Source organism: Microbacterium sp. MMO-113 (assembly GCF_037148555.1).
Lineage (GTDB): Bacteria > Actinomycetota > Actinomycetes > Actinomycetales > Microbacteriaceae > Microbacterium.
The window spans coordinates 206,726-221,607 of the sequence record NZ_JBBCTD010000002.1 but is presented as its reverse complement, the minus strand read 5'-3'; the positions used below and the strand labels follow the sequence as shown (position 1 = coordinate 221,607).

The 14,882-nt window shown below is 63.2% G+C and carries 6 protein-coding genes; 1 reads left to right on the top strand and 5 read right to left on the bottom strand.

The genetic code is table 11. From position 1 onward, the window contains the following. Nucleotides 1-42: 42 nt before the first annotated feature. The gene (locus WFJ36_RS07935; protein ID WP_336643068.1) at nt 43-2,967 is read left to right on the top strand and encodes a restriction endonuclease; all 2,925 of its coding nucleotides are present in this window, start codon (nt 43-45) and stop codon (nt 2,965-2,967) included. Here the strand turns inward: WFJ36_RS07935 and WFJ36_RS07930 are convergent. Genes WFJ36_RS07930 through WFJ36_RS07910 form a run of 5 tightly spaced genes read right to left on the bottom strand, consistent with a single transcriptional unit; the run spans nt 2,889 to nt 14,873 of the window. Further along, on the bottom strand, nt 2,889-4,649 hold the full coding sequence (locus WFJ36_RS07930; protein ID WP_336643067.1) for an AIPR family protein: 1,761 nt from the start codon (nt 4,647-4,649) through the stop codon (nt 2,889-2,891). The genes WFJ36_RS07935 and WFJ36_RS07930 overlap by 79 nt on opposite strands. A 60-nt stretch (nt 4,650-4,709) precedes the next feature. Then, nucleotides 4,710-5,672: a hypothetical protein gene (locus WFJ36_RS07925; protein WP_217316613.1), complete on the bottom strand. Its 963-nt coding sequence runs from the start codon at nt 5,670-5,672 to the stop codon at nt 4,710-4,712. A gap of 6 nt (nt 5,673-5,678) precedes the next feature. Next, complete coding sequence (locus WFJ36_RS07920; protein ID WP_336643066.1) at nt 5,679-9,065, bottom strand: DUF499 domain-containing protein; 3,387 nt, start codon at nt 9,063-9,065, stop codon at nt 5,679-5,681. 1 nt (nt 9,066) lies between these two features. Then, complete coding sequence (locus WFJ36_RS07915) at nt 9,067-11,742, bottom strand: DUF1156 domain-containing protein (protein WP_336643065.1); 2,676 nt, start codon at nt 11,740-11,742, stop codon at nt 9,067-9,069. Further along, nucleotides 11,739-14,873, bottom strand: coding sequence for a helicase-related protein (locus WFJ36_RS07910; protein WP_336643253.1), 3,135 nt, complete (start codon nt 14,871-14,873; stop codon nt 11,739-11,741). Before WFJ36_RS07910 ends, WFJ36_RS07915 begins: the two co-directional genes overlap by 4 nt. Nucleotides 14,874-14,882 lie beyond the last annotated feature (9 nt).

The window sequence follows — 14,882 nt, the reverse complement described above, 5'->3', positions numbered from 1 at the left end:
CCGTCTCAACAAGCGGAGTCGAGTGTGCGAGAGCATAGGCGTATGTCTGTCTCTCTTACATCGACGCCGGATGCAACGACACCCGATAGCAAGCGGACGTCGGGACCGCTGCGGCGTTCGCTGAGGCCGACGAATCCGCGGGTTACGCTCTGGGACCTGCTGGATGAGATGTATCGCTCGGCGACGAACGAGCGCGACAAGGGCTCAAAGTTCGAACGGTTCCTCAAGAGCTACCTCCAGACAGAGCCGAAGTATGTGGACCTGTTCTCGGATGTGTGGATGTGGCAGGAGTGGCCAGGCCGAGCGGGCCGCCCCGATACGGGGATCGATCTGGTCGCGCAGGATCGATACACCGGTGAACTCACCGCCATCCAGGCAAAGTTCTACGATCCGGCCCGGTCCTTGCCGAAGCAGGAGATCGATTCGTTCTTCACGGAGCTGGGCAAGGCTCCGTTCACGAGCGGGATGATCGTCACGACGGCACGGAATTGGTCCAAGCATGCCGAGGCGGCGCTGAACGATCAGTCCAAGCCGGTGCAGCGGGTAGATCTGAACAATCTCGCCGATTCCCGGATCGACTGGTCGCTGTTCGACCCACGCACGCCGGAGGTGCTGTACAAGGGGGCCGGTAAAGCGCCGCGCAAGTATCAGCGCGAGGCGATCGACGATGTGATCGCCGGGTTCGAGACGCACGACCGCGGCAAGCTGATCATGGCGTGCGGCACGGGCAAGACGTTCACGTCGCTGAAGCTCGTGGAGGAGCATGTTGCCGTTGGTGGTTCGGTGCTGTTCCTCGTGCCGTCAATCGCGCTGCTGCAGCAGACGCTGAACGAATGGACTGCGCAGGCCGATGTCCTGATCCGGCCGTTCGCTGTGTGTTCGGATTCTTCGGTGGGGCGCAAGGAGAACGAGGACGTCTCCGCGCACGATCTTGGGTTCCCCGCGACAACCGACCCGGCGAAGCTGTTCCATCGTTTCCAGATCCCCACAGGCGAGAACACGATCTCGGTCGTGTTCTCCACTTACCAGTCGATCGATGTGATCCAGCAGGCACAGCAGCTAGGCCTTCCAGAGTTCGACCTGGTGATCTGTGACGAGGCGCATCGCACTACCGGCATCTCTCAGCCCGGCAGTGACGACAGCGCGTTCGTCCGCGTGCATAATACCGAGTTCCTCGCGGCGAAGAAGCGGCTGTACATGACGGCCACCCCACGCGTGTACGTCGAGGACTCGAAGGCGAAGGCCGCGAAGGACGGCATCGTCACCTACTCGATGGATGACGAGCACACCTTCGGCCCGGAATTCCATCACCTCGGTTTCGGGCGCGCCGTCGAGATGGGACACCTCTCTGACTACAAGGTGCTCATCCTCGCCGTCGATGAAGAATCTGTCGCGACCAGCTTCCAAGACCTCCTCGCACGCGAGGGCGATATGAATCTCGATGACGTCGCCCGCATCGTCGGGTGCTGGAACGGGCTCTCAAAGCGCGGTGTGAATGGCGAGCGCCTTTCGATCACGGATGACGCGCCGATGCAGCGCGCGGTAGCGTTCGCGCGGAACATCAAGGAGTCCAAGGCAATCGCGAACCAGATGAACGTCATCGGACGCGAGCTGCTCATGAACGCCAGCAATGGCGACTCCGCTCTCGAGCTGCAGGCCAAACACGTCGACGGCACGTTCAACGTACTCGAACGCTCGGCCAGGTTGGATTGGTTGCAGGCGGGAGAGGCGACGGATGAATGCCGCATTCTCACGAACGCGAAGTGCCTCACTGAGGGCGTGGACGTTCCGAGTCTCGACGCCGTGCTCTTTCTGAACCCCCGCAACTCACAGGTCGATGTGGTCCAGGCTGTTGGTCGGGTGATGCGCCGCGCTGAGGGCAAAGAGTATGGGTACATCATCCTGCCGATCGCGGTGCCCGCATCGCAGGACCCCGAGACGGCACTGAACGACAATAAGAAGTACAAGGTCGTATGGGACGTGCTTCAGGCCCTGCGTGCGCACGATGACCGCTTCGAGGCGATGATCAACAAGATCGACCTCGACAAGAAAGCCAATAACAGAATCGATGTCATCGGCATCGGCGGAACCGGCAACGACCGCGACCCCGGCACGGCATCATCGGATGCTGACGCGAGCGCCGCCCTGTTCTCAATGGCGAACGCCGCCGAGTGGCAAGACGCAATCTTTGCCCGGATGGTGAAGAAGGTCGGCGACCGCCGGTACTGGGAAGACTGGGCCGGCGACGTCAAAGACATCGCCGATCGGCAGGTTACTCGCATCCAGACGATCCTCGACACCGTATCCGAGGCGCAGACTGAGTTCGCCGGATTCCACGAAGCGCTGCAGGCGAACCTCAATGACGGCATTACCAGCCGTGACGCCGTCGACATGCTCGTGCAGCACCTCATCACCAAGCCGGTGTTTGATGCGCTGTTTGAGGACTATGCGTTCAGCGACCACAACCCGGTTTCCCAGGTGATGGACCGCATGCTCACCGTGCTCGATGGGTACAACCTCGACTCCGAGACGGCACAGCTGAAGAACTTCTACCGATCCGTCCGGGTACGCGCGGAGGGCATCACGAGCGCGGCGGGCAAACAGAAGATCATCACCGAGCTCTATGAGCGGTTTTTCAAGCTCGCATTTCCGCGCGTCGCCGAGAGCCTCGGCATCGTCTACACGCCCACGGAAGTTGTTGACTTCATCCTCCGCGCCGTTAACGACGCCCTCGGTGAGCACTTCGGCGCGAGCATCAGCGACGAAGGTGTACACGTGCTCGACCCAGCGTTTATGCGCAAGTCGGGTGTCTCACGAGACAGCGGAAGATCGGCCATCAACTCGGGTGGGCTGGGGGCTCACGATAGCGGCGGTAAGCCATCCGGCTTCTACGACAATTCGGGAGTAGCGCGTTCAGCAGCAGCTGCTGCGACCGCGCGTGCAGTTACGGCGGTTGCCAGCAGGTGACTCTTGGCCGCCCGATCGGGTTGCCACGAATTGTCTGCAGCCACCGTACCCAGCTCTTCCAACACAACTGCGAGGGCGGCCTTGACATCATCCTCGCCGATCGCGAGTGGCGCCTGCGCAAGCTGCGTGAGTTGCGTCGGGTTGAACACCTGTGCCCCGAGCGCTTTCGTCACTAGGAAGCTGCTGACGTAAAAGCGTGTGTTCGTTCGAGTAGAGGCATCGGCGGCAACTGCTTCGGTCAAGAGAGCCGAATCGACTCTACGCTGAACGGTTGCTACCCAAAGGTATACGTCCAGACTCAGAGATGGGTTGAAGACCGCTGCATAGTCTGCCTCGTTGTTGAGCAATGTCGACGGGCGTGCACGCGCATCATCAGGTCGGCTCAGTCCAATCGCCATCACGGCCTGCCCGAGTGTGGCGATGCTGATGATCTTGTCGGCTGGCTTTCCGGCGTTCTTGTAGAAGTTCTTTCGGCGGTCGTAGTACCAGCCCTTCGCGGCGAAGTGCGACTCGATCTGGCGGTGGAGATCCTCGGTCGCATGCAGCGACGCGTCTGGAACCTTCGTTTGACTGTTGGTCGCTCGGATCACGTCGTCACGAATGGCCTCGTCGAGGGTCTTGATTACTCTGACCTGGACAGATCGCCGCTTGTGGCGCTCAAGGTCGACGCCGGTCGCGGTAAGGACATCGTGGATGGCATGCGAGGTCTGCATGCCATTGACGATCTGCACACCCGACAGAGTGAAGGTCTTCTCCCCGCCGATATTCACCCCTGAACACAGGATCGTTACCCCGTTGTTTAGCCACCAGAAGTCTCGCTCATCGTCGGCTTCGAGAGTTGCCTGCATCTGCCTGTTCACGGTGACTGCGCCCTGGAAGTCGCGAACGTTCCAATCGAACAAATGACCGCGGAGTGCCCCCGACTCGTCAGAAAGGAATCGGAAGTACTCGGGTAGCGAGACGAGACCGGCATAGGAGTCGCCTTCCGAGATGTAGTCCCGGAACCGGAGCTGGAGGTCATACTCAGGCGTGGCGCTCGCCATCGCCCACAGCTCCCTCGCGCCCACGAGGCGCGCCTCGACATCTGACCCAATGACCAGCGAGGAGAGCGCCGCGCGGGTGTCGGCGACCTTCTGTGTAACACCCGCTGACGCGCTCGTGGTGTCGCCGCGTGACACATATGCGAACGTGATCGAGATGCGTGGCGACCGGATACTGAGCAACGTCCACGCCCTGGTAAACAAGCGAACACGCGCGATGACATCGGCCGAATAGATCCCAGCCAGCTGCTCGTCGGTGAAGTTCAGGTCGAGCAGCTTCTTCGTGCTCGCGTTCACCTTGTCGAATGCGTCCTCGCCGAATCCCTCCGAGCGCTTCGCCTGGATGAGCCACAGGGAAATCTCGGCGCCCTTTCTCACTTCGCTCGGCTTGAAGCCGTCCTCAAACACGTCAGAGTCCTCGCTGAGGAGGCGGCCGTCGAGGAAGGTGTAGACGGCGTCAAGCCCGCCGTCCAGTCCTCCGCCGATCCTGCCCGCTTCGATCTCCTCGTCGCTGAGGTTCTGCCCGCTAAGGACCGTCGCAGCAGCGAACACTTCGAACGCAACGTCATCGGGCAGGGGCGTATCTCGACTGTCCTGCGCCGCCTTGAGGAACTGATCGACAAGGACAACCTCATTGCTCATCGAAGATTCCCGCTTCCTGGTCGCGCTCGACCATCGACACGTTCAGCCAACCTAGCTGTTTCACGACTCGTCTCTATTCACAGTGTCGGGGCCGAACCACTCGGGCGGGACGCCATCTGCCCACTGCTCCAGGGCCGAGTCGTCGATCGCGTAGTAGCCAGCAACAAGGTGGCACGCCTTGTAGAAGATCAGGCAAGCGAGACGCACCTGCCAGGCCACCACGCCACGACCGACGGTCCAGGGTCGACGGGCTACACCGTCAATCTCTATCGGGATCGACTGCTTGTCGACGGTGAGCAGGGACGGGTGCGAGTAGTCCGAGAGCGAGTCGTAGAGAACCTTTGTCTTTCCCTCGAAGCACAGGTCTGCGAACGATGCAGCCGCGCCACCAAGGCTCGCCATCCCCTGTCCGGCCACAGTCCAGGTCTCGATCAGATCGGGAGAGGACAGGTCGATCTCAACGGCGGTCTCGCCGAAGATTGCCCTGGCCTCAGCGATCTTGGTGTCGCGGAGCACCTTCGCACGATTCCCGTGCCCTCTATCGAACTTGCCTGCTGTATACCGCTCTCGCCGTAGCGAGGAGATCGCCTCCAGGTATAGGCGTGCGACCCGCACCTCGCCGGCTTCCACCTGGACGCGCGGATCGAGCAGCCAAGCGGCTCGTCCCGCGAACTCGAGTTCCGCGCGCACGAGCGGCCATAGCGCCACCGCAACTCGCCGCGCACGGAGCAGCGCCTCGACGGCGAGAAGCTGCTGGCTGATTGCATCCACGTACAGCCCGGCGCGCTGACCTGCACCATGTTCGACATTAGCTGGAGCGTCCGGCTTCGCTTCACGAAACTGCCGGGCCTCGGTCGCCGCTGGCGAGCCGTTGGCGGGGAGTACCGCGAGTCCGCGCGCCATCTCCATCCACGCGAGCACAAGGTGGTGGCAGAGGTCGGCGTACGTATCCAACTCCGCGGCCAACTCATCCGGCACGTCAACCCACGCGGTATCATTCTCTATCTCGGGTCCCTGGCTCATCGACCGTCAGTCCATCGACCAGTCGTCGTCGCCGAAGCCGAGGGTCTTGAGGTTCTCGCGGATCGCCGAGCGCTGGTCGTCGCTGAGCTTGGCGAGCTGCTCGGACTCGATGTCGATCGAGACGCGCACCGGGACGCCGGCCGTGACGAAGTGCGACACGATCTCCTCGTAGATCTGCCCGGCGTCGCGCACGACGCGGTTCACGGTGAGGTTCTTCGTCGCGTGGAATCGCGTTGGCGCGGTGGCCGCTGCACGCCCGCCCCCCGAACTCGTCGTCGTTCCCGGCGCTCCTGAATCCGTGCCGGGCGACGACGTTCCCGATCCGCCCGTCGCAGTGCCCGTCCCGCCTTGCTCGCCTTCGCCACTCTCACCCTCGGTGACCCTAGTGTCAGCTTCGATCTGATGGGTCGCGATAACAGGGTCGACGAGCAGCCCTCCTTGCCGTACAGCAGCAGGAGCCTTCATGGTCAGGCCGCTGAATCTGCCGTCCTCGTACGAGTCGGCGTAGGCGAAGCCGTCGAGTTCCACGACGAGGGCGTCGTCAAGGTGCCACACGGCGTCGATGACGACCTTCGGCTGCACGACCTTCGGCATGTAGACGTACTGGCTGAAGTACCCGACCAAGACGTCGAGTGGCACGTACGGCTTCTCGCGCCACAGGTTCAGCCGGTTGATCTGCATACGGAGAAGTGACGGCGAGAAAGTGCGAACGACGAACTCGCCTGCGTCGGCCTTCTTGGTCACGCGCGCAGCGAGTGTGCCGTCGCCGTTCATTAGAATCGACTCCAGCTCGATCTCGGCGGCGCCGGGCTCCTGAGTCGGAACGAGAATCCAGCGGTAGGCCTCGCGGATCGCGTCCTTCACCGTCTGCTTCTGCTGGGCAACGCGTGACTCGGCGACTTTGATGTTGTGCTGGTCGAGGTTCAGCGAATCGCGGTTCTCGAGTATGTACTCCCATGCCATCCGCTGGCGCACGGCATTGAGCAGGATGTCGATGCGGTCGACCTCGGGAGCGAGGAAGACGAGAGAGTTCTTGTGGATGCGCGCGTTGGTGCCGCGCTTCGTCAGGAACTCGATCGCCGCGTCCTCAGCCACGGAGCGCCCGCGCTTCGAGAAGGGACGGTCGGGTCCGAAGATCACGAGACCGATGCCCGGGTCGTCCTCGACGTCGATGCTGCCGTGCGGCAATCGATGCACGCGCTCGAACAGGCCCTTATCGGTCTCCTGGCGGACGACCTGCGCCAGCTCGTCGAACACCTGCTCCTCGTGGTAGGAGTCGGCGCGCTCCTGCACGATCTGCGCGACGGTCTGCTGCAGCGACAGCCAGTACCGGTCCTGGTCCCGGTTCATGTACTTGCCGAGGTCGCCGAGTCGTCGCAAACCGTCAGCGACGTGCGCGGGGTTGTCGCCCGGGTAGGTCGAACCGAGCACTACGCGCTTCTGTTCGATACCGCGGATGGTCGCGGCGCTGCCGTCGCGATTGCGGAGGTTGGCCATCGGAGCGGTGCCGAGGAACACACAACGAGCGGCGCGTTTGGTCGCCATGGACCGGCCGAGGATCTTGATGTCGCTGTCCACGATGTTGGCCGTCGAGGTCTCGCCTGCGACGTCAGCGTCCACGATCGGTTTCCAGGAGTCGTCGAGATGGTTGGCCAACTCGTCGAAGACCTTCGCGTTGTCGAGCGGGATCGAAGCGGGGAGGATCATCGGTGATCGGTCACCGCTCGTCCAGAGGGCGTAGACGACCGTCGCCATGAGGCGCAGTACGCCGCGGGTGCGCTGGAAGCGCTCCAGGGTCGACCAGTCCTTGTAGAGCCGATCGAACAGCTCCGGGTGGATCGGGTAGGCGGTGCGCATCGATGCGCGGTAGCCGGGCTGCATGACCTCGCTTGGCACATCCGAGCCGTAGCGCACGTAGTGGTCCATGTACTTGTGAACGACGAGGTCGCGCGCGGCGTCTTGTTCTCGTCCGAACGGCTTGAAGATGCGCCGCCTGACGATCTCGAACGACTCCTCGATCGTCGCCGGCTGCCAGGCAGACTCCAGACGGTGGATCACGGAGCGGAGGTGTCGCAATGCCTCCAGGCCCGCGGTGCCGCCAACCTCGTGCTCGTTCTCGGTCGGCGTCTCGGCTCCCTGCATGTCGCGGACGACGTCGGACGCCGGGAGCGAGACTACGAGGAGCGCGGTCGGGACGGCCTTCACTGCCTCGGTCAGCGACTGCACGAAGGTCATGTGGCCGTCGAACGTCCCGGCGGGCGCGACCTTCTCACGTGACCAGAGCTGGCGCAGATACGCTACCCACTCGTCGATGAGGATGATGCACGGCCCGTACTTCTCGAAGAGGTCGGCTAACGCGGTGGTCGTTGGTGGCACCGACTGCTCGTCGTACCGCTTCAGGAGTTCGTACCCGTCGACGCCCCCGAGCTGGTACGCCAGCTCGCCCCACAGTGTGTTGACGGTGATGCCCTCGGGCTTTGGCATCCCCAGGATTGAGAGGTCGTTGCCGACAAGGACCGCACGATTGACGCTGGCGGGAAGCTCCGCGACGCCAATGCCGTCGAGCAGCTCCCGCATCCCCAGCAGCTGCTCAGCGGGTACTCCTGCTGCTGCGTGGTAGACGGCCAGCAGCGAGTGCGTCTTGCCGCCACCGAAGGTCGTCATCAGGTCGATGACCGGTTCTCCACCTCCGCCACTGAGGCGCTTGATCGCCTGCTCTAGAAGGTAGCGCAGGCCGCGAGTGAGGTAGGTGCGACCGAAGAACTCCACAGGGTCGCCGTACTCGGGGCCGGCCACGCCCTGGTGCACCTGACGCAGGTCTGCGGCGAACTGGGCCAACTCGAACGTGCCGCAGGCGACATCGTCGTGAGGTTCAATGACGTCGCGCCATGCGGGGAGACCAGTCGAGTCGACTTGCACTGAGAGGGCCCGCTCCTGGGCGCGCTGGAGCCGCTTCTGGTCCTCCTCGAACATGAGTCGGCGGAACTCTCGACGCATCTCATCGGCCTTGTCCGCGTGCTGAGCAGCACCGATCGACCGGAGGATGTGCTCGCCGTCCATGAGCACCCGCTCGGTGCGCTCCGACGAGATTCGCTCTCCGTGCGCCCACTCCTTGCGGGCATCCCACAGTGCAGAGATCACTCGTTTGTCCTCGAAAGTGAGCTGCTCCTTGAAGACCTGATGCCACTGCTTGTCGAAAACCCAGAACAGGTACGCGGGGTCTGTGGGACTCGGTGAGCCGTCACGCCCGGTGAGGCCAGCCGTTCGCCCGACCTCGGCGGCCCAGCTGCCGCCGTGCTTGGCTTCAAGGAGCCCGATCATCCACGGGCCGAGCCCTTCAACCACGAGGTCGAGTACCCGTCCAACGCGTTCCTTGTTTGAAAGTGCCGCCATGTCAGAAGAGCCCTTCCGCAGTCGTGCGTCCGTCCCCGCTGAGCCGAACAAGTTCAGCCCAGGAGTTGATCAGCGCGTTGTACCGTTCCTGATCTGTGGTTCGACCTTTGCGTGCAGCAATATCGTGCAATCGGTAGGCCAGCGCCATCGCCGGGTCGTGTAGGTCGGACAACCGAGCCATCAACTTGGCCGAGGCGAGTTCGCCGCCACCGTCGATCAGGCGGTCGGCAAGGTGATGCACAGCCTCCCACGCCGTCGGTCGCGAATCGTTCGCCGGACTCCACTGCCTGTCCAAGCCACCATTTCCGAGAAGTTGCACCTTATTGGCCTGGCTTGTTGCGACTTGAGCACGAACGACGTCATCAACACTTATTCCCAGAGGGCGCACAGCCTTATCAGCCTCGCCGAATGCTGCCGGCGCCCAACCGTGGCTCTCCCACCAACGAACTGCGAACCGCGATTCCGGATCGAGATCGCCTTCCTGCTCGTCGAGGACCTCGGCGAGTGCTTGATTGATCATCCGAAGCGCTTGGTCCACCTGAACGCGCTGGCCTGCTTGGTCAAGGACCGCCCTGTAGCGGGAGAAGATCTGCATTCCCGGGCCCATGGCGGCCTGAGCGAGATCGACGGGGAGTATCGATGCCGCCTGAAGGTCGCGGACGGCGGTCGACAGCTCACGCCGTAGGGCACGGTTGAAATCGCTGAGCGAGCACGTGAGTGATTCGACACCCCTGGGCCGGCAGACCATGACGATGTATGAAGCCACGGCGTTGGTGCCCGCGGAGACCATACGTGCTTCTGTAGTTCCGCGGATCGGCCATGAGCCAGTGATCTCGAGGTCGGCGGCGATCATGGCGGAGAGGATTGCCGACCACCGAGTCTCCTCGCCCTTTCCCGCCTTTTGCTCTTTTGAGGCATAGACCACAAGCATCGGAAGGCCCGGTGCCGACGACCTTTCGAGGTTCCCGAAGGTCTCGGTAAACCCCTGAACGAAGTAGTTCGTCGCTTCCTGCTTGCTGTTGCCATGCCGCGAAGCGACTGCAGTTAGCTCGCCTGCCTTCGGGGCGGCAACAGTCGAGTAGAGGTCGGGGTGCACCTTTCGTAGCGCTCTCCGATGCCAAACATAGAAGAAGTCCGAGATATCCGCGTACCCAATCGCGTCGAAGTACGGCGGATCCGTGGCGACAAGTCCCGGTTGGTCAAGTGTTGCGACTCGAGCGTCCGCCCTGCGAACGGCGGCGGGCGCGCCGCCGAGCGCTGCGTACGGCAACGCTCGGAGCATGGTCTTGACCATACCGAGCCAATCCCCGACCGATCCTCCAAACACGTTGACCTCAGGAAAATCCCAGGTCATCGGTAGGTTGTGTGTTGAAAGCGCTGCTTCAGCCTTTGCCTGCGGTTGAACGCGCCAAATGGCCATTGACGAGGAGAACTGCGCCATCTTGCCGACAGCGAGACCGAGCAGCGATGTGACTGCCGTCGCCCACTCGTGGTCACCGCCGTCCGCCAGGATCCGGTCGTAAACCCCGGCAACCAGGTCCGCGAATGTCGCGAGCGTCAACTCCTGGCGGGGGTTCATCAGCGAGCTCCACGTTTCCATCCCATAGAGGCCGACGCGGATGCTCTGCCCCTCGGTGTTGATCGGTACGTCGTCCGACTCGACCCGTGACGAGATCGAGGCGATCGCATCCATCTCTTCCGCCAGCGGTTCCCGATACACACGCCTCTTGCCGCGCATCGTTACGACCGCTGTCATCCGAAGGCCTAGTCGCCCTGCCTTGCCTTCTCCGCGGAGATAAGGTCCGTCGAGGGTCGAACCGCAGTTAGCGCATGAGAAGACGCCATCGCCGATCTTCAGCGAGCTAGCAGGGCCCCCACCCGTCTGGCCGGAGACCACCTTGAGCTGGATGGAGCCAGATTCAGCGCGAATGTCGTACCAGGCCAGGTCCCCGCCCTTCTTGGAGATCCAGTTCGACGTGAGTAGTGGTGTCGTCGCCCCGCAGGCGGGGCTCGGACATGCCGCCGTGCGTGCCCATAGCCATGCGATCGGTGTTTCGCCCGCCGGCCACGAGTAGGCCGAGCCAAGGCGCTCGAGAGCCCGCTGCTCAATCTCCTTCGCGTAGAACGTCACATCATCAACTAGACCTTGCAGCGGATGTCCCGTTCCAAGGCTAAAGAGTCCATCGCTGACCGCCTCAGCAATGCCCTGCCGCCCGGCCATCGCCGGAACTATAGAGGCAATTGTTCGTGAGATGAGCACCGGAACCGGATTGAGATCGGAGCCGTACGCCGGGAGGCCGAGTCGCTGTGCCTCTATGAGCGTGGAGCCGCCTCCACAGAAAGGATCCAGAACGGGTGGGACGCCGTTCGGGAACTGTCGCGCGAGCACGCGGCGCGCCTCAGACAGGTCGGTGTCGCCAGGGACGTCTGCGCCGCTGCTCACCATCCGTTTGATCAGATCCAAGAGATACACCCGCTGATTGTCGTCTTCCGGATCATCGACCAGTGCGGCGAAGAGAAGAGCGCGCCACGCGGGAAGAGGCATAGGCGCGAACCACTTATGCAGGTTGCGGATAGTCCCCGTCTTGCGGTCCTTGTCCGCCTTGCAAGCCGCGTTGATCTCGTCGAGGGGCAGCGCGACCTCGATCAGCTTCTTCTTTCGGGCTGTCTCGGTCACTGCTGGCTCATCTCCGTTGCGTCGTTCCAGAAGGGCTCCCAGTCGTATTCGACGCGCGCCGCGCGAGGATCGATGGGCTGATCTATGGGGTGCCTCAGGTAGCGCACTGTCGTCGTGTCATCCTCCGCTACCTGGACGAGCGCGAGCACCGAGTGGTCGGCCTTGTTCAGCGCAGTGACCGCTTCCTGCCGGGTGAGCACGAAAGTGCGGCCGCCGACGACGCGGCCCTTCACCTCGATGAAGTCGAGACTCCGCCCGGTGTCGGACTCGATGTCGTAGCCGGGGTTGTTGTGGTGCATCTCTGTCGGATCGTGCCCGAGCGCGTGCTCGACTCGGAGAACGGCATCGACGGCCAGACGCTCCACCCGCGTTGTCTCCCTGGCACGGTCAGCTGCGCCTTCCGGGTCAGTCTGAGCATCCAGCCATCCCTGCGTGACGACTAGACAAGCGCCGGTCACCCGAGGCGGGCGAACCGAGATGTCACGTTCTTGCTCAAGTTCTCGTAGCCGTCGGTCGAGTCGACGGGCCAGGGCCTCGGCCCGTTCCTGCATTTGAGATGCCGGGAGGCGGGTCTTCCTGCCCGCTCGCTCCTGTTCGCTCAGCTCGAAGGCACGGCGGTCCCAATAGTTGATCTCGCGAGTAAGGCGCTCGCGAACGAGGCGCTCGGTCTTGTCAACGCGCTCGATGGTGCGTCGGCTGACTTCGTCAGCGTGCTGCCGAACGATCGTGACCGATGCCTCGCGAATGACGCGACGGTCTAGATCGGCTGCCTGTGCCCAAGGCTCACCGAGCAGCGGTTGGCTTGCCTCCACTTCCTCGTCAGTGGGGACCTCGAAGTTCGGGATCGGCGAGCCAGTGAGAGGCGTGATGGTTCCGTCTTCGTCGATACGGGCGTACTGGGCGCGACGCGACACGACACGAGGCTGCCCATCCTGCGCGATGCGTCCGTCGGTGACGTCGTGTTCGAGGAGGCTGACAACGTAAGGCTGAGTCGTCAGGTCAGAGCGGTCGACGAGGACCGCTCCGCGACGGAGCGAGTCGATGTAGCGGTCGGAGACGACGCTCATCGTGGCCGACATCAGCGGGTGGCCCGGGTGTAGGAGCGTCGCGAGGCGGTTGTTGCCGTCTACTCGGACGTACTTCGGGTCGAAGGTGACGCGGTAGTACTCGTCGACCACGGGCTGGCCGTAGCCGGTAATGCGGTCGCGCTCCTTGATCTCGCCAGGCACTCGCTTGATCTCGAAGCGGTGGCTCTCGCGCATGCGGAGCTGCCCGCCCACGTCAGCGAACGCACGGTGAAAGAACGCCTCGACGTGGTGGGGCTGGAGGCGGGCCGCCTCGGCTCGCTCCATCTCACGTCTCATGTCGTCGACCTCAGTGTCGCTCATCGCGCCGGGCACAAGCTGGTTCGCCTTCAGCAGCTCGGGGATGCCGTCGGCGATCTTGGGGTCGACGACCTCGGTGAGGTAGCGCTCGCGCTCCGGCCTGTTTGCCTCGCGGATAGCGGCGATCATCAGGTCGCGCAGTGCGTTGCCCTGGAAGAGCTGACCGAGGACGTCGTAAACGCGCCCGCCGAGCGTGGCGCGCTGCTCCTCGAGCTTCTCCAGCAGCCGCGTGTACACATCGCCCTCGCGGGTGTCATCGGCGACGAGCGACCACATGAAGCACGTGTTGGGCTGACCAATACGGTGCACCCGCCCGAAGCGCTGTTCGATGCGGTTGGGGTTCCACGGCAGGTCGTAGTTGATCAGCAGGTGGGCGTTCTTATGGAGGTTCACGCCTTCGCCCGCAGCATCGGTGGCGATGAGGAACACACAACGCTCGTTCTGCTCGAAAGTCTCCTTCGCCTTCTTGCGGTCTTCCCGCTTGGTACCTCCGTGGATGGTGATCACGGCGTCGTCTCGGCCGAGGTGCTGAGTCAGACGCATAACCAGGTCGTCGAGGGTGTCCTTGTGCTCGGTGAAGATGATCACCTTGCGACGCGCACCGGTGTCATCGCGCATCTCGTCGGTGTCGTCCAAGGTGTCGCGCAGGGCATCCCACTTGGCGTAGGTGGGTGACGATTTCACAGCAGACGACTTCACGAGGAGCCGATCGACGACGAGGATCTCGGTCTCGAGTTCCTCCGGCGTGCGTGCGGTCGTGGCTCCAGCGATCGCCTGGTCTTCGAGCGCCTCGCGTTCCTCGTCGGTGAGGTCTTCCAGGTCGTCCCAGTCCTCGGGCACATCGGGGGTGTCCGACTTCACTGCGGCGTACATGCGCGCTTCGCGCAGCTCGGACTCAAGGCGTGCCTTGCGGCGTTCGAGGGAGCGGTGGATCGCCGCGGGTGATGAAGCAAGGCGACGCTGGAGCGTCGTGAGCGCGAACCCGACGGCAGTCCGACGACGATTGTCACCCTCGATCGCATCGGCGCGGTTCATCTCGTCACGGACATAGTCGGTGACGGCGACGTAGAGGTCCTTCTCGGCCTGGGACAGCTCGTACTTGACCGTGAACGCGAAACGCTCGGGGAACAGTCGCGTGCCCTCGAACGTACGAAGCTCCTCCTTGACCAGACGGCGCATGAGATCCGAGACGTCGACCTTGCGGCTTCCCTCCCGGGCGACGCCCTCGAAGCGGTCGGAGTCGAGCAGCGCCATGAAGAGCTGGAACTGCTCCTCTTTCCCGGAGTGGGGCGTCGCGGTCATCATCAACAGATTGCGCGCGTGTTTCCCCAGCTCCTCGGCCATCTGGTAACGCTTGGTCTTCTTGACCTCGTTGCCCCAGACCGTGGCCGACATCTTGTGGGCTTCGTCGAAGATGATCAGGTCCCAGTCGACCTCACGGGCCTTGTCGAGGATGCCTTCGCTGTTCCGCGCGAGGACGTCGAGTCGTGCTAGCCAGAGCCCGCCTCGTGCGAAGGGGTTGCCCTCGTGAAGGATCTTGTCGCGAGTGAGGCTCTCGAACTCCAGGTCGAACTTCTCCCGCATCTCCTCGTCCCACTGATCGACGAGCACCCCTGGCGAGACGACCATGACATTCGCCGCATCGCCACGGAGCAGGAGTTCCTTGATGAGCAGGCCCGCCATGACCGTCTTGCCGGCACCCGGATCGTCGGCCAGAACGTAGCGCAGCGGCTGCTTGTGGAGCATGATCTCGTA